29 protein-coding genes are annotated in these 17,760 nt (G+C 63.3%); all 29 read left to right on the forward strand.

What is annotated here, in order from left to right; all coding sequences use genetic code 11:
• A partial coding sequence (locus DL899_RS14730) for an EF-Tu C-terminal domain-related protein (RefSeq protein ID WP_162685598.1) occupies window positions 1–116 on the forward strand: 116 nt, incomplete at its 5' end.
• 139 nt (window positions 117–255) lie between these two features.
• The gene (gene rpsJ, locus DL899_RS14735; RefSeq protein ID WP_111735129.1) at window positions 256–564 is read left to right on the forward strand and encodes a 30S ribosomal protein S10; all 309 of its coding nucleotides are present in this window, start codon (window positions 256–258) and stop codon (window positions 562–564) included.
• A gap of 13 nt (window positions 565–577) precedes the next feature.
• Window positions 578–1,408, forward strand: a complete 831-nt coding sequence (rplC, locus tag DL899_RS14740; RefSeq protein WP_111735130.1) for a 50S ribosomal protein L3 — start codon at window positions 578–580, stop codon at window positions 1,406–1,408.
• Window positions 1,405–2,022, forward strand: a complete 618-nt coding sequence (gene rplD / locus DL899_RS14745) for a 50S ribosomal protein L4 (RefSeq protein ID WP_111735131.1) — start codon at window positions 1,405–1,407, stop codon at window positions 2,020–2,022. The genes rplC and rplD overlap by 4 nt, the downstream gene beginning before the upstream one ends.
• Window positions 2,019–2,315, forward strand: coding sequence for a 50S ribosomal protein L23 (locus DL899_RS14750; RefSeq protein WP_111735132.1), 297 nt, complete (start codon window positions 2,019–2,021; stop codon window positions 2,313–2,315). The genes rplD and DL899_RS14750 overlap by 4 nt, the downstream gene beginning before the upstream one ends.
• A 586-nt stretch (window positions 2,316–2,901) precedes the next feature.
• The gene (rplB, locus tag DL899_RS14755; protein ID WP_111735133.1) at window positions 2,902–3,744 is read left to right on the forward strand and encodes a 50S ribosomal protein L2; all 843 of its coding nucleotides are present in this window, start codon (window positions 2,902–2,904) and stop codon (window positions 3,742–3,744) included.
• A gap of 3 nt (window positions 3,745–3,747) precedes the next feature.
• Window positions 3,748–4,026, forward strand: a complete 279-nt coding sequence (rpsS, locus tag DL899_RS14760; RefSeq protein ID WP_111735134.1) for a 30S ribosomal protein S19 — start codon at window positions 3,748–3,750, stop codon at window positions 4,024–4,026.
• A 3-nt stretch (window positions 4,027–4,029) separates the two neighbouring features.
• Window positions 4,030–4,410, forward strand: coding sequence for a 50S ribosomal protein L22 (gene rplV, locus DL899_RS14765; protein WP_111735135.1), 381 nt, complete (start codon window positions 4,030–4,032; stop codon window positions 4,408–4,410).
• Window positions 4,410–5,117: a 30S ribosomal protein S3 gene (gene rpsC / locus DL899_RS14770; protein ID WP_111735136.1), complete on the forward strand. Its 708-nt coding sequence runs from the start codon at window positions 4,410–4,412 to the stop codon at window positions 5,115–5,117. Before rplV ends, rpsC begins: the two co-directional genes overlap by 1 nt.
• 13 nt (window positions 5,118–5,130) lie before the next feature.
• Complete coding sequence (gene rplP, locus DL899_RS14775; RefSeq protein WP_111735137.1) at window positions 5,131–5,544, forward strand: 50S ribosomal protein L16; 414 nt, start codon at window positions 5,131–5,133, stop codon at window positions 5,542–5,544.
• 385 nt (window positions 5,545–5,929) lie between these two features.
• Window positions 5,930–6,133, forward strand: coding sequence for a 50S ribosomal protein L29 (rpmC, locus tag DL899_RS14780; protein WP_111735195.1), 204 nt, complete (start codon window positions 5,930–5,932; stop codon window positions 6,131–6,133).
• Between the two features lie 13 nt (window positions 6,134–6,146).
• Window positions 6,147–6,377 carry a 30S ribosomal protein S17 gene (gene rpsQ / locus DL899_RS14785; RefSeq protein ID WP_111735138.1) on the forward strand — a complete coding sequence of 77 codons (231 nt, stop codon included), beginning with the start codon at window positions 6,147–6,149 and terminating at the stop codon, window positions 6,375–6,377.
• Window positions 6,378–6,511: 134 nt separating this feature from the next.
• The gene (gene rplN / locus DL899_RS14790) at window positions 6,512–6,880 is read left to right on the forward strand and encodes a 50S ribosomal protein L14 (RefSeq protein WP_057819253.1); all 369 of its coding nucleotides are present in this window, start codon (window positions 6,512–6,514) and stop codon (window positions 6,878–6,880) included.
• Window position 6,881: 1 nt separating this feature from the next.
• Window positions 6,882–7,193: a 50S ribosomal protein L24 gene (gene rplX, locus DL899_RS14795; RefSeq protein ID WP_111735139.1), complete on the forward strand. Its 312-nt coding sequence runs from the start codon at window positions 6,882–6,884 to the stop codon at window positions 7,191–7,193.
• On the forward strand, window positions 7,186–7,749 hold the full coding sequence (gene rplE, locus DL899_RS14800; protein ID WP_111735140.1) for a 50S ribosomal protein L5: 564 nt from the start codon (window positions 7,186–7,188) through the stop codon (window positions 7,747–7,749). The genes rplX and rplE overlap by 8 nt, the downstream gene beginning before the upstream one ends.
• A gap of 17 nt (window positions 7,750–7,766) precedes the next feature.
• Window positions 7,767–8,072 carry a 30S ribosomal protein S14 gene (gene rpsN / locus DL899_RS14805; protein ID WP_111735141.1) on the forward strand — a complete coding sequence of 102 codons (306 nt, stop codon included), beginning with the start codon at window positions 7,767–7,769 and terminating at the stop codon, window positions 8,070–8,072.
• A 12-nt stretch (window positions 8,073–8,084) separates the two neighbouring features.
• The gene (gene rpsH, locus DL899_RS14810) at window positions 8,085–8,477 is read left to right on the forward strand and encodes a 30S ribosomal protein S8 (RefSeq protein WP_111735142.1); all 393 of its coding nucleotides are present in this window, start codon (window positions 8,085–8,087) and stop codon (window positions 8,475–8,477) included.
• Window positions 8,478–8,490: 13 nt separating this feature from the next.
• Window positions 8,491–9,024 (forward strand): 50S ribosomal protein L6, encoded by a 534-nt coding sequence (gene rplF / locus DL899_RS14815; RefSeq protein ID WP_111735143.1) that lies wholly within the window; start codon window positions 8,491–8,493, stop codon window positions 9,022–9,024.
• Window positions 9,025–9,035: 11 nt separating this feature from the next.
• Window positions 9,036–9,395 carry a 50S ribosomal protein L18 gene (gene rplR / locus DL899_RS14820; protein WP_111735144.1) on the forward strand — a complete coding sequence of 120 codons (360 nt, stop codon included), beginning with the start codon at window positions 9,036–9,038 and terminating at the stop codon, window positions 9,393–9,395.
• Between the two features lie 11 nt (window positions 9,396–9,406).
• Window positions 9,407–9,982 carry a 30S ribosomal protein S5 gene (gene rpsE, locus DL899_RS14825; RefSeq protein WP_111735145.1) on the forward strand — a complete coding sequence of 192 codons (576 nt, stop codon included), beginning with the start codon at window positions 9,407–9,409 and terminating at the stop codon, window positions 9,980–9,982.
• Between the two features lie 12 nt (window positions 9,983–9,994).
• A complete protein-coding gene (gene rpmD / locus DL899_RS14830) occupies window positions 9,995–10,183 on the forward strand; it encodes a 50S ribosomal protein L30 (RefSeq protein ID WP_111735146.1) in 189 nt (62 codons plus the stop codon).
• A 755-nt stretch (window positions 10,184–10,938) separates the two neighbouring features.
• Window positions 10,939–11,412, forward strand: coding sequence for a 50S ribosomal protein L15 (gene rplO / locus DL899_RS14835; RefSeq protein WP_111735147.1), 474 nt, complete (start codon window positions 10,939–10,941; stop codon window positions 11,410–11,412).
• Window positions 11,413–11,522: 110 nt separating this feature from the next.
• On the forward strand, window positions 11,523–12,893 hold the full coding sequence (secY, locus tag DL899_RS14840) for a preprotein translocase subunit SecY (RefSeq protein ID WP_111735148.1): 1,371 nt from the start codon (window positions 11,523–11,525) through the stop codon (window positions 12,891–12,893).
• Window positions 12,890–13,531, forward strand: coding sequence for an adenylate kinase (locus tag DL899_RS14845; RefSeq protein ID WP_111735149.1), 642 nt, complete (start codon window positions 12,890–12,892; stop codon window positions 13,529–13,531). The genes secY and DL899_RS14845 overlap by 4 nt, the downstream gene beginning before the upstream one ends.
• A gap of 212 nt (window positions 13,532–13,743) precedes the next feature.
• Window positions 13,744–14,112, forward strand: coding sequence for a 30S ribosomal protein S13 (rpsM, locus tag DL899_RS14850; protein WP_111735150.1), 369 nt, complete (start codon window positions 13,744–13,746; stop codon window positions 14,110–14,112).
• Between the two features lie 15 nt (window positions 14,113–14,127).
• On the forward strand, window positions 14,128–14,526 hold the full coding sequence (gene rpsK, locus DL899_RS14855) for a 30S ribosomal protein S11 (protein ID WP_111735151.1): 399 nt from the start codon (window positions 14,128–14,130) through the stop codon (window positions 14,524–14,526).
• Window positions 14,527–14,639: 113 nt separating this feature from the next.
• Window positions 14,640–15,656, forward strand: coding sequence for a DNA-directed RNA polymerase subunit alpha (locus tag DL899_RS14860; protein WP_111735152.1), 1,017 nt, complete (start codon window positions 14,640–14,642; stop codon window positions 15,654–15,656).
• A 144-nt stretch (window positions 15,657–15,800) separates the two neighbouring features.
• On the forward strand, window positions 15,801–16,226 hold the full coding sequence (gene rplQ, locus DL899_RS14865; protein ID WP_111735153.1) for a 50S ribosomal protein L17: 426 nt from the start codon (window positions 15,801–15,803) through the stop codon (window positions 16,224–16,226).
• 148 nt (window positions 16,227–16,374) lie between these two features.
• A complete protein-coding gene (locus DL899_RS14870; protein WP_111735154.1) occupies window positions 16,375–17,751 on the forward strand; it encodes a trypsin-like peptidase domain-containing protein in 1,377 nt (458 codons plus the stop codon).
• Window positions 17,752–17,760: the final 9 nt, after the last annotated feature.

Raw genomic sequence — 17,760 nt, forward strand, 5'->3', positions numbered from 1 at the left:
TGAAGTTCACCGCCGAGCTGATCGCGCCGATCGCGATGGAAGAGGGCCTGCGCTTTGCCATCCGCGAAGGCGGCCGCACCGTCGGCTCGGGCGTCGTCTCGAAAATCATCGAGTGACGCTGAAGGCGTAAAAGAAAGAGGTCCCGGGCCCAGGCCCGGGGCATCCCCCGGCCCAGACCGGGGACAGGTTCGACGAGGGTGGCCGGGCATTCCGGCCTTCCTCCTATCAACTCCAACGCCGTGAAAGGCTAGATACATGCAAAGCCAGAATATCCGCATCCGGCTGAAGGCATTCGATTACCGCGTACTGGACGCCAGCACGCGCGAAATCGTCAGCACCGCCAAACGCACCGGGGCCGAGGTTCGCGGGCCCATTCCGCTGCCCAACAAGATCGAGAAGTTCACCGTTCTTCGCGGTCCCCACGTCAACAAGAAATCCCGCGACCAGTTCGAGATCCGCACCCACAAGCGGCTTCTGGACATCGTCGACCCCACCCCGCAGACCGTGGACGCGCTGATGAAGCTCGACCTCGCCGCGGGCGTGGACGTGCAGATTTCGGTCTGAGGAGGGCAAGCCAATGTTGCGCTCTGGCGTTATCGCAAAGAAAGTCGGCATGACCCGGCTTTTCATGGAGGACGGACGGCAAGTGCCGGTGACCGTTCTGCAACTCGACAAGCTTCAGGTGGTTGCCCAGCGCACCCCTGACAAACATGGTTATTCGGCGGTCCAACTGGGCGCCGGTACGGCCAAGACCAAGCGCGTGAGCAAGGCCATGCGCGGCCATTTTTCGGCCGCAAAGACCGAACCCAAGCGCAAGATCGCGGAATTCCGGGTCGACCCCGAAAACCTGATCCCGGTGGGCGAGGAAATTATCGCCAACCACTATTTCGAGGGTCAGTATGTCGATGTCTGCGGCACCTCGATCGGTAAGGGTTTCGCCGGTGCGATGAAGCGGCACAACTTTGGTGGTCTGCGGGCCACGCACGGTGTGTCGATCAGCCACCGGAGCCATGGTTCTACCGGGCAGTGTCAGGATCCTGGCCGTGTGTTCAAGGGCAAGAAGATGGCCGGACACATGGGTGCTGCGCGGGTGACAACGCAGAACCTGCAGGTGGTGCGCACCGATGCCGAACGCGGCCTGATCATGGTCAAGGGCGCGGTGCCCGGCTCCAAGGGTGGTTGGGTGACGATCAAGGATGCGGTCAAGAAGCCGTTCCCCGAGAACGCCATCCTGCCGGCGGCCCTGAAATCGGCGGCTGAGGAAGCTGCTAAGGTGGCCGACGAGGCTGCGGCACAGGCCGCGGCCGAGGAAGAAGCCGCAGCGAATGCCGCCGCACAGGCCGAACAGGCCGCGCTCGACGCCGCTGACGCGGCGACTGACGCCGAGAAGAAGGACAGCGACGAATGAAACTCGACGTGATCAAACTCGACGGCGGCAAGGCCGGTTCGGTCGATCTGGGCGACGATATCTTCGGGCTGGAGCCGCGCGCCGACATCCTGCACCGCGTGGTGCGCTGGCAGCGCAACAAGGCGATGGCCGGTACCCACAAGGTCAAGACCCGGTCCGAGACCAGCTATTCGACCAAGAAGATCTATCGACAGAAGGGGACCGGCGGCGCACGCCACGGCGACCGCAACGCGCCGATCTTCCGCAAGGGCGGCATCTACAAGGGTCCGACTCCGCGCAGCCATGCGCACGAGCTGCCCAAGAAGGTGCGCAAGCTGGGCCTGTGTCACGCGCTGTCGGCCAAGGCCCGCGCGGGTGAACTGGTGATCATCGAGGCCGCCGAGGGCGTGTCCAAGACCCGCGAACTGGCCCGCCAGGTCGCAAACCTGGGCTGGAAACGCGCGCTGGTCATCGACGGGGCAGAGGTCAACGGCGATTTCGCCCGCGCCGCTGCCAACATCGAAGGTCTCGACGTGCTGCCCAGCATGGGCGCGAACGTTTATGACATCCTGCGCCGGGATACGCTGGTGCTGACCCGCGCGGGTGTCGAAGCACTGGAGGCTCGACTGAAATGAGCGCGAAACCGGAACATTACGACGTGATCCGCCAGCCGGTCATTACCGAAAAGGCGACGATGGCCTCGGATGCGGGCGCGGTCGTCTTTGAAGTGGCGATCGACAGCTCCAAGCCGCAGATCAAGGAAGCGGTCGAGGCGCTGTTCGGGGTCAAGGTGAAGGCGGTCAACACCACCATCACCAAGGGCAAGACCAAGCGTTTCCGTGGCCGCCCCGGCGTCCGCAAGGACGTCAAGAAAGCCTATGTGACGCTCGAAGAGGGCAACACCATCGACGTGACCACAGGCCTGTAAGGCCCGTCCCGGGCATGTCCCGGGACCCCGCCGGTTTAGGCGGAACGGTTGAACGTCGAGGCCCCGGATCATGTCCGGGGCGCGGGTGAGAGAACAGGAACCCCGGCTGCGAAAGCGGTCGGGGTTTTCTTTGGCGGTTTCGCCAGGTCAGTTCGGGTTGCTCCCGGCGCCGGTGGCCCGTCCTGCGCGAACAGCGGCCCACGGGCCGCCGCGCGATCGCCAGACCGCCCGGACGGGCTGGCGATTTGGCAACGCTGGGGGCAGCGGTCTAGGGCTTTTAGGGTGTGGCGGGGATAAAGCGCCTCGAACACATGGCGGATCGCCATCCCGCGGTCTGGCGATCACGCGGCTTGGGGCAGGGGCGTTTCGGCGCGGTTTTCAAGGCCAAAGCCCTTGACCCGGCAGTTGCTCTCTCCTAAGAGACCCCATCCGCAAGGCCCCGGATTCGTCCGGGGCTGTGCTTTTGTTCGCTAGAACAACCCTAACCGGGGACCTTCGGGGCCCTATACCCAGCGCCGGGAGAAACCCCGGCCTCACATAGTCCCGGATCGTTTCCGGGGCGTTTGCTAGACGGAAGACAGAAAGCATGGCACTCAAGTCGTATAAGCCGACGACGCCGGGCCAGCGCGGGCTGGTGCTGATCGACCGTTCCGAGCTTTGGAAAGGACGCCCTGTCAAATCCCTCACTGAGGGTCTGACCAAGTCGGGCGGCCGCAACAATGTCGGACGGATCACTGCACGCCGCCGTGGTGGCGGGGCGAAACGCCTCTACCGGATCGTTGATTTCAGACGGAACAAGATGGACGTCGAGGCGACGGTCGAGCGGATCGAATACGATCCCAACCGCACCGCCTTTATCGCGCTGATCCGCTACGAGGACGGCGAGCAATCCTATATCCTGGCGCCGCAGCGCCTGGGCGAGGGCGACAAGGTCGTCGCCAGCGCGCGTGCCGACATCAAGCCTGGCAACTGCATGCCGTTCTCGGGCATGCCCATCGGCACCATCGTTCACAACATCGAACTCAAGCCCGGCAAGGGCGGCCAGATCGCCCGCGCGGCGGGGACCTATGGCCAGTTCGTCGGTCGTGACGGCGGCTATGCGCAGATCCGGCTCAGCTCGGGCGAACTCCGCCTGGTTCGGCAGGAATGCAAGGCAACTGTCGGTGCGGTTTCGAACCCCGACAACTCCAACCAGAACTTCGGCAAGGCCGGCCGCAAGCGTCACATGGGCAAGCGTCCCAGCGTGCGTGGTGTGGTCATGAACCCGATCGATCACCCGCATGGTGGTGGTGAGGGCCGTACCTCGGGTGGTCGCCACCCGGTTACGCCCTGGGGCAAGCCGACCAAGGGTGCGCGTACCCGCAACACGAACAAGGCGTCGCAGAAACTTATCCTGCGCTCGCGTCACGCCAAGAAGAAGGGCCGCTAAAACATGGCACGTTCTGTTTGGAAGGGCCCCTTTGTCGACGCCTATGTGCTGAAAAAAGCCGAGGCCGCACGGCAGTCGGGGCGTAACGAAGTCATCAAGATCTGGTCACGCCGGTCGACGATTCTGCCCCAATTCGTTGGGCTGACCTTCGGCGTCTACAACGGCAAGAAACATGTCCCCGTCAACGTATCCGAGGACATGATCGGTCAGAAATTCGGGGAATATTCCCCCACCCGCACCTACTACGGGCATGCGGCCGACAAGAAAGCCAAGAGGAAGTAAGCCATGGGCAAGGAGAAGAATCCCCGCCGCGTGGCGGACAACGAGGCGATGGCCAAACTGCGCATGCTGCGCACCAGCCCGCAAAAGCTGAACCTGGTGGCGGCGATGATCCGCGGCAAGAAGGTCGACAAGGCCCTGAACGATCTGGCGTTTTCCAAGCGCCGCATCGCCCAGGACGTTCGCAAGTGCCTGCAATCCGCGATCGCCAACGCCGAGAACAACCACGGTCTTGATGTGGATGAACTGATCGTTGCCGAGGCCTATGTCGGCAAGAACCTGACGCTCAAGCGCGGTCGCCCGCGTGCCCGCGGCCGGTTCGGCAAGATCATGAAGCCGTTCTCGGAGCTGACCATCAAGGTGCGTGAAATCGAGGAGCAAGCCTAATGGGTAACAAGGTAAATCCGATCGGCATGCGCCTGCAGGTCAACCGCACCTGGGACAGCCGCTGGTATGCTGACACCAAGGATTACGGCAACCTCCTGCTGGAGGACGTCCGTATCCGCGAGTTTATTGCAGCAGAGTGCAAGCAGGCTGGCATCAGCCGCGTCATCATCGAGCGCCCGCACAAGAAATGCCGGGTCACGATCCACACCGCACGCCCCGGCGTCATCATCGGCAAGAAAGGCGCGGACATCGAAAAGCTGCGCCGCAAGATCGCCAACATGACCGACAGCGAGCTGCACCTCAATATCGTCGAGGTGCGCAAGCCCGAGCTGGACGCCAGGCTGGTTGCGGAATCGATCGCTCAGCAGCTTGAACGCCGGGTCAGCTTTCGCCGCGCGATGAAGCGGGCGGTGCAGAACTCGATGCGCATGGGCGCCCTGGGTATCCGGGTGAACGTGGCCGGCCGTCTGGGCGGTGCCGAGATCGCGCGTACCGAATGGTACCGCGAGGGCCGCGTGCCGCTGCACACGCTGCGCGCCGACATCGACTATGCCCTCGTCGAGGCGATGACACCCTACGGGATCATCGGCATCAAGGTGTGGATATTCAAGGGCGAGATCATGGAGCATGATCCCAGTGCCCGCGAGCGCAAGGCCCAGGAGCTGCAGGATGGTCCCGCGCCTCGTGGCGCCGGCGGCCGTCGCTGAGGAGGACTGACAGATGCTTCAACCAAAGCGCACCAAATTCCGCAAGCAGCACAAGGGCCGCATCCACGGCCAGGCCAAGGGCGGATCGGATCTGAACTTCGGCAGCTGGGGTCTCAAGGCCGTCCAGCCAGAGCGCATCACCGCGCGCCAGATCGAGGCCGCACGTCGCGCCATGACGCGCCACATGAAACGTCAGGGCCGGGTCTGGATCCGGATCTTCCCCGACGTTCCGGTGACGTCGAAACCCACCGAGGTCCGGATGGGTAAGGGCAAGGGTTCGGTCGATTTCTGGGCCGCCCGCGTCAAGCCTGGCCGGGTGATGTTCGAGATCGACGGCGTCAGCGATGCCGTGGCACAAGAGGCCCTGCGCCTTGCCGCCATGAAGCTGCCGGTCAAGACCCGCCTGGTGGCCCGCGAAGACTGGTAAGCGGATCGGGGGAAACCCTGCTCTACGATATCTAAAGCCCCCGCCGAGAGATCGGCGGGGGCTTTTGCATGGCTGTAGTGGGGGGAAATGCCGAAGTGCGCGTATTGGGCGGTGCTGCGCATGATGACATGCAGCCGCCGCGGCATTCGCCAAAAGCGGCCGTGCCAATAGCGGCCGTTATGGTGCGGGGCTGGTGTTCGATGATCTGCTGGCCGATAAATCCTGCATCTTTTCCTTGCCCCGCGCCGCTGCCTCGCTTATAGAGCCGCAATCCGCGCGGCTCGGTGTACCGGGATTCGCGCGCGTGCAATTCATCCACCAGGTCCCGGGTGACCCTGAGGCGAATGTCAGGGGCTCGCTGGTGTTTTGGGAAAGGAAGAGGCGAATGGACGCCGCCGAGCTGAAAGAGAAGAGCCCCGAGCAGCTGCGCGAGCAGCTGTTGGCGCTGAAGAAAGAGCAGTTCAACCTGCGCTTTCAGGCCGCTACCGGCCAGCTGGAAAACCCCGCACGCATCCGCGTGGTGCGTCGCGACGTCGCGCGCGTCAAGACCGTGCTGAACGAAAAAGCCGCGCAAGCGGCGGCAGACTGAGGAGTCTTGAGCGATGCCCAAACGTATTCTTCAAGGCAAGGTTGTCAGCGACGCCAATGACCAGACCGTGACGGTTTCGGTCGAACGCCGCTTCACGCACCCGGTCATGCAAAAAACCATCCGTAAGTCCAAAAAGTACCGGGCTCACGACGAAAAGAACGCCTACAAGGTGGGCGACATCGTGCGCATCACCGAATGCGCGCCGAAATCGAAGAGCAAACGCTGGGAGGTGTTGGAAGCCTGAGCGGCCGCTCGTCACGCCGCCCGGCCTGCCTCGAGCAGCCCGGACGGCACGAATGAGCGCCCCCGAACGCGGAAAACACATTCCGGTTTGAGCGAAACCCTGGGGTCGTTACCCCAAAGGTCGGGAGAAACCTAATGATCCAGATGCAGACCAATCTGGATGTTGCTGACAATTCCGGTGCCCGGAAGGTTCAGTGCATCAAGGTCCTGGGCGGTTCCAAACGCAAATATGCCTCGGTGGGCGACGTCATCGTCGTTTCCGTCAAGGAGGCCATTCCGCGTGGTCGCGTGAAAAAGGGCGACGTGCGCAAGGCCGTCGTCGTTCGCACGGCCAAGGAAATCCGCCGCGAGGATGGCACCGCCATCCGCTTTGACCGCAACGCCGCCGTGATCCTTAACAATGCCGGCGACCCCATCGGCACCCGTATCTTCGGGCCGGTGGTGCGTGAACTGCGCGCCAAGAACTACATGAAAATCATTTCGCTCGCCCCGGAGGTGCTCTGACATGGCTGCGAAACTGAAAAAGGGCGACAAGGTCGTCGTCATCGCCGGCAAGGACAAGGGCCGCGAGGGGACGATCACCTCGGTCGACCCCAGTGCCGGCAAGGCCGTGGTGGAGGGCATCAACATGGCCATCCGTCACACCCGCCAAAGCCAGCAGAGCCAAGGCGGTCGCCTGCCCAAGGCGATGCCGGTGGACCTGTCGAACCTCGCCATTCTCGACAAGAACGGCAAACCCAGCCGCGTCGGCTTTCGCCTCGAGGACGGTCGCAAGGTGCGTTTTGCCAAGACCACGGGGGATGTGATCGATGCTTGATACCGCAGCCTATGTACCGCGTCTGCGTCAGCAGTTCCGTGACGTCATCCGCCCGGCTCTGAAAGAAGAGTTCGGTTACAAGAATGACATGCAGATCCCGCGGCTCGAAAAGATTGTGCTGAACATCGGCTGTGGCGCCGAGGCGGTGAAGGACTCCAAAAAGGCCAAGTCGGCCCAAGAGGACCTGACCCTGATCGCCGGCCAGCGGGCGGTGATGACCATGGCCAAGAAATCCATCGCCGGCTTCCGCGTTCGCGAAGGCATGCCGATGGGCGCCAAGGTGACGCTGCGCGGCGACCGCATGTACGATTTCCTTGATCGTCTGGTCACCGTGGCGATGCCGCGCATCCGCGACTTTCGCGGGGTGTCGGACAAATCGTTCGACGGACGTGGCAACTATGCTCTCGGCATCCGCGAGCACATCGTCTTTCCCGAGATCGACTACGACAAGGTAGACGAGGTCTGGGGCCTCGACATCGCCATTTCGACCACGGCGCCTACCGACGCCGAAGCCAAGGCGCTGTTGAAGCATTTCAACATGCCCTTCAACAGCTGAGCCGGAGGAACTAGAACATGGCCAAGAAAGCAATGGTCGAACGTGAAAAGAAACGGCAGCGGCTGGTCAAACAGTACGCAGCCCGGCGCGCCGCGCTGAAAGAGATCATCAACGACCAATCCAAGCCGATGGAAGAACGGTTTCGCGCCTCGCTGAAGCTCGCCGAGCTGCCGCGCAACAGCTCTGCCACCCGTCTGCACAACCGATGCCAGCTCACCGGCCGGCCGCACGCCTACTACCGCAAGCTGAAAGTCAGCCGGATCGCCCTGCGCGAACTCGGTTCGGCAGGTCAGATGCCGGGCGTGGTCAAGTCGAGCTGGTAAGGAGGATATGAGATGAACGATCCTATCGGCGACATGCTGACCCGCATCCGCAACGCGGGTATGCGCGGCAAGTCCACCGTCATGGTTCCGGCCTCGAAGATGCGCGTCCGCGTGCTGGAGGTCCTGGCCAGCGAAGGCTATATCCGTGGCTTTGAACACGGCACCGACGTTCGCGATCACCCCACGATCGAGATCAGCCTGAAATACTTCGAAGGCGCCCCCGCCATCCGCGAGATGAAACGGGTCAGCAAGCCCGGTCGCCGGGTCTATGCGGGCGCCAAGGACTTGCCGTCGGTCCGTCAGGGCCTCGGCGTGTCGATTGTCTCCACCCCGCAGGGTGTGATGTCGGACGCAAATGCACGCGCTGCCAATGTTGGCGGCGAAGTGCTCTGCACCGTATTCTGAGGAGGTCAGAAAGATGTCCCGAATCGGAAAAAGGCCGGTCCCCCTGCCTGCAGGCGTGACCGCCAGCCTGAGCGGCCAGACCATCGAGGTCAAAGGCCCCAAGCAGACCAAGACCTTTACCTTCACCGACGATGTCACGATCGAGATCGGCGACGATGCGATCACCGTGCATCCGCGCGGCAAGTCCAAGCGCGCACGCCAGCAATGGGGGATGAGCCGCACCGTCGTGGCCAACCTCGTGCAGGGTTCCAGCGAAGCCTTCCGCAAGGATCTGGAAATTCGCGGCGTTGGTTATCGTGCGCAGGTGCAGGGCAATGTGCTCAAGCTCAACCTCGGGCTCAGCCACGATGTCGATTTTTCCATTCCGGAAGGTGTGACTGTCACCGCGCCCAAGCCCACCGAACTGGTGGTCGAAGGCCATGACAAGCAGCTCGTCGGCCAGGTCGCGGCGAATATCCGCGACTGGCGGCGCCCTGAGCCCTACAAGGGCAAGGGCATCCGCTACAAGGACGAGTACATCTTCCAGAAGGAAGGCAAGAAGAAGTAAGGACGCGACAGATGGCAAACAGCAAGAGACAACTGTTCCTCAAACGCCGCCTGCGCGTTCGGAGCAAACTTCGCAAGGTCAATTCCGGGCGTCCGCGCCTCAGCGTGAATCGCTCTGGCAAGAACATGAGCGTTCAGATCATCGACGACATCCGCGGGGTCACTCTCGCCGCGGCGTCGACGCTGGAAAAGGATTTGGGCTTTTACGGCAAGAACACGATCGAGGCGGCGCAAAAGATCGGCGCCACCATCGCCGAGCGCGCGCAGAAGGCTGGCATCACCGAGGCCCAGTTTGATCGCGGCGGGTTCCTTTATCATGGCCGCGTAAAGGCGTTGGCGGATGCCGCGCGTGAAGCCGGCCTGAAGCTGTAAGGAGACGAGATATGGCAAGAGAAGCTAGCCGTCGGGGCGGTCGCGACCGCGACGAGGCACCGGAATTCGCCGATCGTCTCGTGGCGATCAACCGAGTCAGCAAGACGGTCAAGGGCGGCAAGCGGTTCGGCTTTGCGGCGCTGGTCGTCGTAGGCGACCAGAAAGGCCGTGTCGGTTTTGGCAAGGGCAAGGCCAAGGAGGTGCCCGAGGCGATTCGCAAGGCCACCGAGCAGGCCAAGCGGCAGATGATCCGCGTGCCCCTGCGCGAAGGCCGCACGCTGCACCATGACGGCGAGGGCCGTCACGGCGCCGGCCGTGTGGTGATGCGCACCGCTCCGCAAGGTACCGGCATCATCGCCGGTGGTCCGATGCGCGCGGTGTTCGAGATGCTGGGCGTTCAGGACGTGGTCGCCAAGTCGATCGGGTCGCAAAACCCCTACAACATGATCCGCGCCACGCTCGACGGACTGAGATTTCAGGCCAGCCCGCGCCAGGTGGCGCAGCGGCGTGGCAAGAAGGTGGCCGAGATCCTGCGTCGTGACGACGCGCCCAAGGCCGAGGCCCCGGCCGAAGCCGCAGAAGCGTAAGGAGAGCACGTCATGGCAAAGACCATTGTCGTCCGGCAGGTGGGTTCGCCCATCCGTCGCCCGAAAGATCAGCGCGCCACGCTGGTGGGGCTGGGGCTCAACAAGATGCACAAGACCCGCGAGTTGGAGGATACCCCCTCGATCCGCGGGATGATCGACAAGATTTCGCATCTGGTCGAGATCGTCGAAGAGCGCGGATAAGCGCGCGGTGGGTTGAAAACCCACCCTGCGGCAGAATTGAAACGCCCCGGTCAGTGATGGCCGGGGCGTTTTGCTGTTTGGGGAATTCACAATATCATATGTCAGGAGGCGATAGGGAGGACTGAGCGATGACGATCGGGAACGTGGTAGTCGTTTGGATGCTGTGTGCGGGTTTGGCGTAGTTCATTGCCCGCGACAGAGTTCCATCCAGAGCTTCCTTGGCGACGCTATTAGGGTTTCTGTTCGGTCCACTCGGAGTTGCCGCAACGTTCTTTCTCAAGGATGAGAACGAGGCATGTTCTGAAGAATTCAGTTCGCAGTGTGATCGAGTTTCAGACAGCAGTCTTGAAAACATTACTGAACCCTCGCGGAGCATAGCGGAAATAACCGCGGATATTGAAAGAATGAAGAAGCGGTTGGATGAATAGCTGCCCTTGAACCTACCGATGTAAACGACTTTGAAGCATATGCCCGTGGCGCTTGCGGCACGGGCAGCGCCCGACCGCCCCCATGGGCGGGCGCTTTTCGCGCCCACCCGCGATCAGGCACTGCCCTGCGTCCCGTGATGACGCATCATGTGCCGTTGGCCTGCCAAGGCACCGTGCTGCCACCCCCTCTGGCCACTTGAACCGGCCCGCCATCCCGTCTATACGCCCCCGGTGGCCCCGGTGGGGCGACGACTCGATACTCATCACATGCCGTGGTTGGCCCCATCCGCTTCGGGGGTCACATCCGGCTTCAGGAGAAGTGGACAGATGAAACTCAACGAACTGCGCGACAATCCGGGCGCGACGAAACCCCGCAAACGCGTCGGCCGCGGCCCCGGTTCGGGCACCGGCAAGACCGCCGGGCGCGGCATCAAGGGCCAGAAATCCCGTTCGGGTGTGGCGATCAAGGGCTTCGAGGGCGGGCAGATGCCGCTCTACCAACGTCTGCCCAAGCGCGGATTTACCAAGCCAAACCGCAAGAAATACGCCGTCGTCAACCTGGGCCTGATCCAGAAATTCGTCGACGCCGGCAAGCTGGACGCCAAGCAGCCCATCACCGAGGACGCGCTCGTTGCCAGCGGTCTGGTGCGGCGCAAGCTGGACGGTGTGCGCGTTCTGGCCAAGGGCGAAGTCGCCGCCAAGCTGGCGCTGGAAGTGACCGGCGCATCCAAGGCGGCAATCGAGGCGGTTGAGAAGGCGGGGGGCTCTCTGAGGGTCACAACCGCGCAGGCGGCCGAATAAGCGGTTGTGAGCGGCGTCCGCGCCGCTTACATAATCCGCAGTTTTCCTGATGACGCCGCCTTGGCCGGAAAACGGCTTGGGCGGCGTATTCGCAATAGACGGGATCGCGCATGGTATCCGCAGCAGAACAGATGGCGTCCAACACCAGTTGGGCCGCTCTTGGCAAGGCCACCGAGCTTCGCCGGCGCATCATCTTCACCCTCGTGCTGTTGATCGTCTACCGGCTGGGCACATGGATCCCGGTTCCAGGCATCGACGGCGCCGAACTGCGCAATTTCATGGAAGATGCCAGCCAGGGCATCGGCGGCATGCTGAGCATGTTCACCGGCGGCGCGCTGGGGCGTATGGGCATCTTTGCGCTGGGGATCATGCCTTATATCTCGGCCTCGATCATCGTGCAGCTCATGGCGGCGATGGTGCCGGCGCTGGAGCAGCTCAAGAAAGAGGGCGAGCAGGGCCGCAAGAAGATGAACCAGTACACCCGCTATGGCACGGTGGGGCTGGCGACGCTGCAATCCTACGGCCTGGCGATGAGCCTGGTATCGGGCGGGCTGGTTCAGCCCGACCTGCCGGCGCCGTTCTTTGTTGCCGCCTGCATGATCACGCTTGTGGGCGGAACCATGTTCCTGATGTGGATCGGCGAGCAGATCACCGCCCGGGGCGTCGGCAACGGCATTTCGCTGATCATCTTCGTCGGCATTATCGCCGAGGTGCCGGCGGCGCTGGCTCAGTTCTTCAGCCAGGGCCGTTCGGGCGCGATCAGCCCGGCGGTGATCGTGGGCGTGATGATCATGATGGTTGTGGTCATCGCCTTCGTCGTGTTCATGGAACGCAGCCTGCGCAAGATCCACATCCAGTATCCGCGCCGCCAGGTGGGGATGAAGGTCTATGACGGCGGGTCCTCGCACCTGCCGGTCAAGGTCAACCCGGCGGGCGTGATCCCGGCGATCTTTGCCTCGTCGCTGCTGCTGCTGCCGGTGACGCTGTCGACCTTCTCGGGCAACCAGACCGGGCCGGTGATGTCGATGGTCCTGGCCTATTTCGGCCCGGGTCAGCCGCTCTACCTGCTGTTTTACGCAATCATGGTGGCGTTCTTCACCTACTTCTACACCTACAATGTCGCCTTCAAGACCGACGACGTGGCTGACAACCTGAAAAACCAGAACGGCTTTGTTCCCGGCATCCGGCCGGGCAAGCGAACCGCCGAATACCTGGATTACGTTGTCACACGGGTGCTGGTTCTGGGCGCGGGCTATCTGACGGCGGTTTGCCTGCTGCCAGAGGTGCTGCGCAGCCAGTTTGCCATTCCGTTCTATTTCGGCGGCACCTCGGTGCTGATCGTGGTGGCGGTGACGATGGATACTATTCAGCAGGTTCAGTCGCATCTCCTGGCCCACCAGTACGAGGGCCTTATCGAGAAATCGCAACTCAGCGGCAAGGGGCGGCGCAAGTCCCGAAGAAAGGGGACGGGACGGCGATGAACATTATTCTTCTGGGGCCGCCGGGCGCGGGCAAGGGCACGCAGGCACATATCCTGGTCGAAAAGCGCGGGATGATCCAGCTTTCCACCGGTGACATGCTGCGCGAGGCCAAGGACAGCGGCACCGAGATGGGCAAGCGCGTGGCCGAGGTGATGGCGCGCGGCGACCTGGTGACTGACGAGATCGTGATCGGGCTGATCCGCGAAAAGATCAAGGGCGAAAACGGCGGCGGCTTCATCTTCGATGGCTTCCCGCGCACCCTGGCGCAGGCCGACGCGCTGGATGATCTGCTGGCCGAGACCGGGCAGAAGCTGGATGCCGTGATCGAGATGCGGGTGGATGACGACGCGCTGGTGAGCCGTATCACCGCCCGGTCTACCTGTGGCAGCTGTGGCGAGGTCTACAACGACATCACCAAGCCCTGGCCGGCGGATGGGAAATGCGCCAATTGCGGCAGTACCGACGTCAAGCGCCGCGCCGACGACAACGAGGACTCGCTGCGCAACCGGCTGATGGAATACTACAAGAAGACATCGCCGCTGATCGGTTACTACCACGCCAAGGGCAAGCTGAGGCCGGTTGACGGGCTGGGCGAGATCGATCAGGTCGCGGCGTCGATCGACGAGGCGCTCGGATAACACCGGGCCGGCGGGCGGCGGGGGCTTGACGGCCCCCCGAATTGCTCCTAAGCACCACCATCTCTTGAGAGACGACGATTCGGTTCCCGGCTTGCCCGGGGCATACAATCGACACCCCGAAGTCCAACGTGGCCCGGGCGGGAACGCCGCGGGCCTGAGTTGTGAAAAAAGGTTCTGGCACTACGGAACCGCAACGTAAAGGAACGAGACACTTGGCACGTATAGCCGGCGTTAACATCCCGACCAACAAACGGGTCCCCATCGCACTCACCTACATAACCGGAATCGGCCATTCCTCGGCCAAGTCCATCTGCGAGGCGGTGAACATCGACCCGTCCCGCCGCGTCAACGAGTTGTCCGACGCCGAGGCTGTCGCGCTGCGCGAACACATTGACGCCAATTACAGCGTCGAGGGTGACATGCGCCGCGAAGTTCAGATGAACATCAAGCGCCTGATGGATCTCGGCTGCTACCGCGGTCTGCGCCATCGTCGCAACCTGCCCGTGCGCGGCCAGCGCACCCATACCAACGCCCGCACTCGCAAGGGCCCGGCGAGACCCATCGCCGGCAAGAAGAAGTAAGGGAGGGCACAGGACATGGCACGAGATACCCGCAAGGCCACCCGCGGCAAGAAGAAAGTTTCGAAGAACATCGCCACTGGTGTGGCGCATGTGAATTCGTCCTTCAACAACACCAAGATCCTGATCTCGGACGTGCAGGGCAACGCCATCGCATGGTCGTCGGCCGGCACCATGGGTTTTAAGGGTTCGCGCAAGTCGACGCCCTATGCCGCGCAGATGGCGGCCGAGGATGCCGGCCGCAAGGCCCAGGAACACGGCATGAGAACCCTCGAAGTAGAGGTTCAGGGACCCGGCTCGGGCCGTGAAAGCGCACTTCGCGCGCTGGCTGCCGTCGGGTTCAACATTACGTCGATCCGTGACGTCACGCCGATTGCACATAACGGCTGCCGCCCGCCGAAACGCCGCCGGGTCTGATCGCCGGTCAACTGAACGGGGCCGCACGCCATTGCGGACCCGTTCGTGCACTAGAAAACCTCGGGCGTTCCGGACCTTTGGACATGAGGCCGGGACAGGAATGGAGGCACTGCATGATCCATAAAAATTGGGCCGAACTGATCAAGCCGACGCAGCTGGAGGTGAAGCCGGGTAATGACCCGCTGCGCCAGGCGACGGTTGTGGCCGAACCGCTTGAGCGCGGCTTTGGTCTGACGCTGGGCAATGCCCTGCGCCGGGTGCTGCTGTCCTCGCTGCAAGGCGCGGCGATCACCTCGGTGCAGATCGACAACGTGCTGCACGAGTTCTCGTCCGTCGCGGGTGTGCGCGAGGATGTCACCGACATCGTCCTGAACCTCAAGGGCGTGGCGCTGCGGATGGAAGTCGAAGGGCCCAAGCGCCTGTCGATCTCGGCCAAGGGGCCGGGCGTCGTGACCGCCGGGGACATTTCCGACAGCGCGGGTATCGAGATCCTCAACAAGGAACATGTGATCTGCCACCTCGACGAGGGCGCGGACCTGTTCATGGAACTCACCGTCAACACCGGCAAGGGATATGTCGCGGCCGACCGCAACAAGCCCGAGGATGCGCCGATCGGCCTTATTCCGATCGACGCGATCTATTCGCCGGTGATCAAGGTCAGCTATGACGTTCAACCCACCCGTGAGGGCCAGGTGCTGGACTATGACAAGCTGACCATGAAGGTGGAAACCGACGGGTCGATCACCCCCGATGACGCGGTCGCCTATGCCGCGCGCATCCTGCAGGACCAACTGTCGATCTTCGTCAACTTCGAAGAGCCGGAAGCGGCCGGGCGCGAGTCCGAGGATGACGGGCTGGAATTCAACCCGCTGCTGCTCAAGAAGGTCGACGAACTGGAACTGTCGGTCCGTTCGGCAAACTGCCTGAAGAACGACAACATCGTCTATATCGGCGACCTGATCCAGAAGACCGAAGCCGAAATGCTGCGCACCCCGAACTTCGGGCGCAAGTCGCTTAACGAGATCAAGGAAGTGCTCTCGGGCATGGGGCTGCATCTGGGCATGGACGTCGAGGACTGGCCGCCTGACAACATCGAGGATCTGGCCAAGAAGTTCGAAGACCAGTTCTGAGAAATGGTGGAGTGAAACCCCACCCCGCGCTGTCGGCGTAGGGTGGGTTTCCAACCCACCGCACCCGGGCATACCCGCCCCAAGGAGAGCCGGTGACACGCATCGCCGGCCGGACAAAGCAAAACACGTCAAGGAGACAAGAAAATGCGTCACGCAAGAGGCTACCGCCGCCTGAACCGCACCCATGAGCACCGTAAGGCGCTGTGGGCGAACATGGCCGGCTCGCTGATCGAACACGAACAGATCAAGACCACGCTGCCCAAGGCCAAGGAACTGCGCCGGGTGGCGGAAAAGCTGATCACGCTGGGCAAGCGCGGCGACCTGCACGCCCGCCGCCAGGCCGCGGCACAGCTCAAGCAGGATGCCCACGTAGCCAAGCTGTTCGAGGTGCTGGGCCCCCGCTACAAGGAACGCAACGGTGGTTGTGTCCGCGTTCTCAAGGCCGGCTTCCGCTATGGTGACATGGCGCCGATGGCCATCATCGAACTGGTCGATCGCGACACCGACGCCAAGGGTTCCGTCGACCGCGCCCGCGTTGCCGCCGCAGAGACCGCAGGCGAAGAGGACTGAACCCGAAAGGGTCCGCCCCGCGACATAACGCATTCACAAAGCCCTCGCCGGTCATATCCCGCGGGGGTTTTGCCGTTTCAGGCGTGGCGCTTGCATTCTGCGCCGCCGCCCCGCATATCGCTTGGGCAGCCACGACCGGAGACCGCCCATGCGACTGGCGCTCATCCTATTCATGTTCCTTGCCGGCCTGCCGGCGGCGGCAGAGATGCAGGTGCCCCAGACCCGCACCGACATCCAGACGGGCTTTGTGCCCGTGGTCAAGCGTGCCGCGCCGGCGGTGGTCAACATCTACGCCCGCCGCGTGGTCAGCGTGCGCAGCCCGTTCAGCAATGACCCGTTCTTTCAGGACCTGTTCCGCGATTTCGGCACGCCGCGACAGCGGGTCGAAAATTCGCTGGGGTCGGGCGTGATCCTGGGCGCCGACGGTATCGTTGTGTCGAACTATCACGTCGTGGGCGAGGCGACAGATATCCGCGTCGCCCTGAACGACCGGCGCGAGTTTTCGGCGCGCGTCCTGCTGGCAGACGAGGAAAGCGACCTGGCCATCCTGCAGATGGAGGACGCTCACGACATGCCGGCGCTGGAACTGCGCGACAGCGACAGCGTCGAGGTGGGCGAGCTGGTGCTGGCCATCGGCAACCCCTTCGGCGTCGGGCAGACAGTCTCGAGCGGGATCGTGTCGGGGCTGGCGCGTTCGGGCACGGCCACCGGTAACGCGCGGGGCTATTTCATCCAGACCGATGCGCCGATCAATCCGGGAAACTCGGGCGGTGCGCTGGTTGATATCAACGGCCGGCTTATCGGGATCAACACCGCCATCCTCAGCCGTTCGGGCGGGTCGAACGGGATCGGTTTCGCCATCCCCTCTGCGCTGGTGGCGCAATTCGTCGAACAGGCGCGCGCGGGGCATGACAGCTTTCAGCGGCCCTGGGCGGGGATCGACGGCCAGCCCGTCACCGCCGACATGGCCGAGGGGCTGGGGCTGGATCGCCCTGGCGGGGTGGCGATCGTGCAACTGCATCCCAAAAGCGCACTTCTGGCCGCCGGTTTCCAGCCGGGTGATGTGATCATCGCCGTTGACGGGCACCCGGTGAACACCCCGGCCGAAATGATCTATCGTATGTCCGTGACCGGGATCGGTGCCACGGCGCGCATCACCGGTATCCGGCAGGGTCGCGAACGCACGGTCGAAGTCGCGCTTATCGCCGCGCCCGAGGTGCCACCGCGCGATACTCGCGTGACAGGCCGACGGTCGGCCATCCCCGGCGTGCAACTGTCCAACATAAATCCGGCGGTGATCGGCGAATACGGCCTGCCGCTGAGCGCGCGCGGCGTGGTGGTCGAAGACCCCGGTGACGTGGGTCGACGCGCCGGGCTGCGGGCGGGCGATTTGCTGCTTTCGGTCAACGGCGCCGAGGTCGGCGACGCCGGCGATGCGGTCCGGCTGTTGAGTAACGCGCGGCGCTGGCTGAGCCTCGAGGTGCAGCGCGGCGGCCGGCGCGTGACCATGCGATTCAGGCTATAGGCGGGCGCG

Origin of the sequence: Roseovarius amoyensis (assembly GCF_003260265.1) — a bacterium.
GTDB classification, from domain to species: Bacteria; Pseudomonadota; Alphaproteobacteria; order Rhodobacterales; family Rhodobacteraceae; genus Roseovarius; species Roseovarius amoyensis.

Excerpts from the sequence above, each read along its gene's own strand:
- rpsK (WP_111735151.1), top strand. The coding sequence starts at position 14,128 with ATGGCACGAGATACCCGCAAGGCCACCCGCGGCAAGAAGAAAGTTTCG.
- rplX (WP_111735139.1), top strand. The coding sequence starts at position 6,882 with ATGGCTGCGAAACTGAAAAAGGGCGACAAGGTCGTCGTCATCGCCGGC.
- rplQ (WP_111735153.1), top strand. The coding sequence starts at position 15,801 with ATGCGTCACGCAAGAGGCTACCGCCGCCTGAACCGCACCCATGAGCAC.
- rplP (WP_111735137.1), top strand. The coding sequence starts at position 5,131 with ATGCTTCAACCAAAGCGCACCAAATTCCGCAAGCAGCACAAGGGCCGC.
- rpsN (WP_111735141.1), top strand. The coding sequence starts at position 7,767 with ATGGCCAAGAAAGCAATGGTCGAACGTGAAAAGAAACGGCAGCGGCTG.
- rplB (WP_111735133.1), top strand. The coding sequence starts at position 2,902 with ATGGCACTCAAGTCGTATAAGCCGACGACGCCGGGCCAGCGCGGGCTG.
- DL899_RS14845 (WP_111735149.1), top strand. The coding sequence starts at position 12,890 with ATGAACATTATTCTTCTGGGGCCGCCGGGCGCGGGCAAGGGCACGCAG.
- rpsC (WP_111735136.1), top strand. The coding sequence starts at position 4,410 with ATGGGTAACAAGGTAAATCCGATCGGCATGCGCCTGCAGGTCAACCGC.
- rplV (WP_111735135.1), top strand. The coding sequence starts at position 4,030 with ATGGGCAAGGAGAAGAATCCCCGCCGCGTGGCGGACAACGAGGCGATG.
- DL899_RS14860 (WP_111735152.1), top strand. The coding sequence starts at position 14,640 with ATGATCCATAAAAATTGGGCCGAACTGATCAAGCCGACGCAGCTGGAG.
- rpsE (WP_111735145.1), top strand. The coding sequence starts at position 9,407 with ATGGCAAGAGAAGCTAGCCGTCGGGGCGGTCGCGACCGCGACGAGGCA.
- rpmC (WP_111735195.1), top strand. The coding sequence starts at position 5,930 with ATGGACGCCGCCGAGCTGAAAGAGAAGAGCCCCGAGCAGCTGCGCGAG.
- DL899_RS14750 (WP_111735132.1), top strand. The coding sequence starts at position 2,019 with ATGAGCGCGAAACCGGAACATTACGACGTGATCCGCCAGCCGGTCATT.
- rpsJ (WP_111735129.1), top strand. The coding sequence starts at position 256 with ATGCAAAGCCAGAATATCCGCATCCGGCTGAAGGCATTCGATTACCGC.
- rpmD (WP_111735146.1), top strand. The coding sequence starts at position 9,995 with ATGGCAAAGACCATTGTCGTCCGGCAGGTGGGTTCGCCCATCCGTCGC.
- rplN (WP_057819253.1), top strand. The coding sequence starts at position 6,512 with ATGATCCAGATGCAGACCAATCTGGATGTTGCTGACAATTCCGGTGCC.
- rpsH (WP_111735142.1), top strand. The coding sequence starts at position 8,085 with ATGAACGATCCTATCGGCGACATGCTGACCCGCATCCGCAACGCGGGT.
- rpsQ (WP_111735138.1), top strand. The coding sequence starts at position 6,147 with ATGCCCAAACGTATTCTTCAAGGCAAGGTTGTCAGCGACGCCAATGAC.
- rplO (WP_111735147.1), top strand. The coding sequence starts at position 10,939 with ATGAAACTCAACGAACTGCGCGACAATCCGGGCGCGACGAAACCCCGC.
- rplC (WP_111735130.1), top strand. The coding sequence starts at position 578 with ATGTTGCGCTCTGGCGTTATCGCAAAGAAAGTCGGCATGACCCGGCTT.
- DL899_RS14870 (WP_111735154.1), top strand. The coding sequence starts at position 16,375 with ATGCGACTGGCGCTCATCCTATTCATGTTCCTTGCCGGCCTGCCGGCG.
- secY (WP_111735148.1), top strand. The coding sequence starts at position 11,523 with ATGGTATCCGCAGCAGAACAGATGGCGTCCAACACCAGTTGGGCCGCT.
- rplF (WP_111735143.1), top strand. The coding sequence starts at position 8,491 with ATGTCCCGAATCGGAAAAAGGCCGGTCCCCCTGCCTGCAGGCGTGACC.
- rplD (WP_111735131.1), top strand. The coding sequence starts at position 1,405 with ATGAAACTCGACGTGATCAAACTCGACGGCGGCAAGGCCGGTTCGGTC.
- rplR (WP_111735144.1), top strand. The coding sequence starts at position 9,036 with ATGGCAAACAGCAAGAGACAACTGTTCCTCAAACGCCGCCTGCGCGTT.
- rpsS (WP_111735134.1), top strand. The coding sequence starts at position 3,748 with ATGGCACGTTCTGTTTGGAAGGGCCCCTTTGTCGACGCCTATGTGCTG.
- rplE (WP_111735140.1), top strand. The coding sequence starts at position 7,186 with ATGCTTGATACCGCAGCCTATGTACCGCGTCTGCGTCAGCAGTTCCGT.